At 68.4% G+C, this 3956-nt stretch carries 3 protein-coding genes and 1 pseudogene; all 4 read left to right on the forward strand.

Annotation, left to right across the window (positions count from 1 at the left end):
* Window positions 1-249, forward strand: a pseudogene (locus tag VJT49_RS30025) (argininosuccinate synthase); the annotation flags it as partial.
* 14 nt (window positions 250-263) lie between these two features.
* Window positions 264-1664 carry an argininosuccinate lyase gene (gene argH, locus VJT49_RS30030; protein ID WP_324168337.1) on the forward strand — a complete coding sequence of 467 codons (1401 nt, stop codon included), beginning with the start codon at window positions 264-266 and terminating at the stop codon, window positions 1662-1664.
* Window positions 1661-2284, forward strand: coding sequence for a DNA-3-methyladenine glycosylase (locus VJT49_RS30035; protein WP_324168338.1), 624 nt, complete (start codon window positions 1661-1663; stop codon window positions 2282-2284). Before argH ends, VJT49_RS30035 begins: the two co-directional genes overlap by 4 nt.
* A 30-nt stretch (window positions 2285-2314) precedes the next feature.
* Window positions 2315-3589 (forward strand): tyrosine--tRNA ligase, encoded by a 1275-nt coding sequence (gene tyrS / locus VJT49_RS30040; protein WP_324168336.1) that lies wholly within the window; start codon window positions 2315-2317, stop codon window positions 3587-3589.
* Window positions 3590-3956: the final 367 nt, after the last annotated feature.

Here is a 3956-nt window from a genome sequence, read left to right on the forward strand (position 1 = left end):
TCGCCGCTGCGCCACAGCCTCGACGCGTTCGTCGACTCGACGCAGGAGCACGTCACCGGCGAGATCCAGATGACCCTGCACGGGGGCCGGGCGGTGCCGACCGGCCGGCGCAGCGACCAGTCGTTGTACGACTTCAACCTCGCCACCTACGACGAGGGCGACACCTTCGACCAGTCGCTGGCCAAGGGCTTCGTGCAGTTGTGGGGCCTGCCCAGCAAGATCGCCGCGAAGCGCGACCAGAAGGCGTGACGGGGGCCGCGACGATGGCATTGTGGGGAGGGCGGTTCGCGAGCGGGCCGGCGGAGGCGATGGCCGCGCTGAGCGTGTCGACCCATTTCGACTGGCGGCTGGCGCCCTACGACATCGCGGGTTCGCGGGCGCATGCTCGTGTCCTCCACAACGCGGGCCTGCTCACCGGCGAAGAACTGGTCGGCATGCTCCGCGCGCTCGACACCCTGGCCGAGGACGTCGCGTCCGGGGCGTTCACGCCGGCCGTGGCCGACGAGGACGTGCACACCGCCCTCGAACGCGGGCTGATCGAGCGCGCCGGCCCGGATCTCGGCGGCAAGCTGCGCGCGGGCCGTTCGCGCAACGACCAGGTGGCGACCCTGTTCCGGATGTGGCTGCGCGACGCCGCCAAGAGGGTCGCGGGCGGGACGCTGGACGTGGTGGATTCGCTGGCGGCACAGGCGAAACGGCATCCGGACGCGGTTCTGCCCGGACGCACCCACCTGCAGCACGCGCAACCCGTCCTGCTGGCCCACCACCTCCTCGCGCACGCGCACGCGCTGCTCCGGGACGTGAGCCGCCTGCGGGATTGGGACGCGCGGGCGGCCGAGTCCCCGTACGGCTCGGGCGCTCTGGCCGGGTCCTCGCTCGGTCTCGATCCGGACGCGGTCGCCACCGAGCTCGGCTTTACCACCAGCGTGGAGAACTCCATCGACGGTACCGCTTCGCGGGATTTCGCCGCCGAGTTCGCGTTCGTGGTCGCGATGCTGGGCGTGAACCTGTCCCGGATCGCCGAAGAGGTGATCATCTGGAATACCGCCGAGTTCGGCTACGTCACCTTGGACGACGCGTGGGCGACCGGAAGCTCGATCATGCCGCAGAAGAAGAATCCCGACGTGGCTGAGCTGGCCCGCGGGAAGTCCGGCCGGCTGATCGGGAATCTGACCGGCCTCCTCGCCACGCTCAAGGCGATGCCGCTGGCCTACAACCGGGATCTGCAGGAAGACAAGGAACCGGTGTTCGATTCGGTGGAGCAGCTGGAACTGTTGTTCCCCGCGATCGCCGGAATGCTCGGCACCCTCACCTTCCACACCGGCCGGCTGGCGGAGCTGGCTCCGGCGGGGTACACCCTGGCCACCGACATCGCCGAGTGGCTGGTGCGGCAGGGCGTTCCGTTCCGGGTGGCGCACGAGGCGGCTGGGGAGTGCGTTCGCGTCGCGGAGTCGCGCGGTGCCGCTCTCGACGACCTCACCGACGAGGAGTTCGAAAAGATCCACCCGGCGTTGACGCCGCGGGTGCGGGAAGTGCTGACCGTCGCGGGCTCGGTCGCTTCGAGGGATGCGCGTGGCGGCACCGCTCCCGCCCGGGTCGCCGAGCAACTGGGTCGTCTCGTCGCCCGGGCAGGCGGGTTCCGGCAGTGGGCGAACGGGTCGTGACCAGCCGGTTGTTCAAACGCGAGGAGCTGGCCGTCGATCCGCTCGACCTGGCGCCGCTGTTACTCGGCGCGACGATCGAGCACGCTTCCCCGGAGGGGACGGTCGCGGCGCGATTGGTCGAGGTCGAGGCCTACCGGGGCCAGGACGATCCCGCGTCGCATTCCTACCGCGGCCGGACCGCGCGGAACACGGTCATGTGGGGTTTCGCGGGTCATCTGTACGTGTACTTCGTATACGGAATGCACTTCTGCGCGAACGTGGTCGCCGGTGAAGACGGGGTGGCCGGCGCGGTGCTGCTCCGGGCAGCCGAGGTGGTCTCCGGGGCCGGGCTGGCCCGCACCCGGCGGAAGGCCGCCCGCAACGACGGCCAGCTCGCACAGGGGCCTGCCCGGCTGACCAGCGCGCTCGGCATCGGCCCACAGCACAACGGGGTGGATCTGGTGGATCCGGCTTCGCCGATCCGCCTGCTGTGCGGGGAAGACGTACCGGGCTCGTCGATCCGCACGGGCCCTCGGGTGGGTGTCGCCGCCGCGATGGACACGCCCTGGCGGTTCTGGATCGACGACTCGGCCGCCGTGTCGTCCTATCGGCGAGGGGGCCGGGCTCGCCCCGGCAAATAGTTGGTTGACCTGGTGCGGGATTATCGAGACGTGAGCGAACACATTCTCGACGACCTGTCCTGGCGCGGGCTCCTCGCGCAGTCCACCGACCTCGACGCGCTCCGGAAGGATCTGGACGCCGGTCCGCTCACCCTGTATGGCGGCTTCGACCCGACCGCGAACAGCCTCCATGCCGGCAATCTGGTGCAGCTGCTCACGCTGGCCCGCTTCCAGCGGGCGGGGCACCGGCCGATCGTGCTGGCCGGCGGGGCCACCGGGCAGATCGGGGACCCCCGCGACGTAGGCGAGCGGACCCTGGTGAGCCGGGAGGTCACCGAGGAGCGGCTCGAGCGGATCAACGTGCAGCTGGAGAAGTTCGTCACCTTCGACGGCTCACCGACCGGCGCGGTCCTGGAGAACAACCTGAACTGGTTCCAGGATGTCTCCGCGCTGGATTTCTTGCGGGACGTCGGCAAGCACTTTTCGATCAATGTGATGCTGGCGAGGGACACGGTCAAGCGGCGGCTCGCCACCGACGGCATGTCCTACACCGAGTTCAGCTACCTGCTGCTGCAGTCGTACGACTACCTGCGGCTGTTCCGGAAGTACGGGACGAAGCTGCAGATCGGCGGTTCCGACCAGTGGGGCAACATCGTCGGCGGGGTGGACTACGTCCGCAAGGTCGACGGCGCGGCCGTGCACGCGCTCACCAGCCCGCTGGTCACCGACTCGGAGGGCCGCAAGTTCGGTAAGTCGACCGGTGGCGGCAAACTGTGGCTCGACCCGTCGATGACCTCGCCGTACGCCTGGTACCAGTACTTCCTCAACGTCGCCGACGCAGAGGTGGTGCCGTACCTGCGCATGTTCACCTTTCTGACCCGCGAGGAGATCGACGAGCTCGAGCGGCTCACGGTGGACAAACCGCGACTGCGGGCGGGGCAGCGGAAACTGGCGGAGGAGCTGACCACGATCGTGCACGGCCCCGAGCAGACCCGGCAGGTGATCGCCGCCAGCCAGGCGCTGTTCGGCCGGGGAGAGCTGGCCGAGCTGGATCCGTCGACACTCGAGGCCGCCGTGGCCGAGGTGCCCACGGGCGAGGTCCGCCTCGCGGATCAGCCCACGATCGTGGATCTGCTGGTGACCGCGGGACTGGTGGACAGCAAGGGCGCGGCCCGGCGCACCGTCAAGGAAGGCGGGGCCTACGTGAACAACGTGAAGATCGTCGACGAGGAGTGGCGACCCGAGCCGGCCGGCGCGCTGCACGGTGGCTGGCTCGTCGTGCGCCGCGGCAAGCGGAACGTCGCCGGTGTCCGATTGCTGGGCTGACCTGGGGGTTCCCGGTTAGGGGACCCCCCTTGCAGAGCCCCGATACGGCACCTGTAATCTTTTCTTCGTCGCCAGGGAGACCGGGCCGGAAGGCGCGGGGTACCAGGCGGGGGCCACGAACCAAGCTCCCACAGTGTGTGGTAGAGTGGGTGGTCCAGTCGGACGAAGTTCCAGAACCCACCGAATGAGTCGAGAGATTCACGGCGGGCGGAGCTTGGTCTGGTGGAAGTAGTAGTGGTGTGTTGTTTGAGAACTCAACAGTGTGTTTTGATGAATATGCCAGTAGTTTTTTGTGCCCTTTTTGGGTTTTTGGTTTTGATGTTTGTGAGTCGATCGGGCTTTTCTGGTTGTTGTTGGAGAGTTTGAT

Source organism: Amycolatopsis sp. (assembly GCF_035276945.1).
Taxonomy (GTDB): domain Bacteria; phylum Actinomycetota; class Actinomycetes; order Mycobacteriales; family Pseudonocardiaceae; genus Amycolatopsis_E.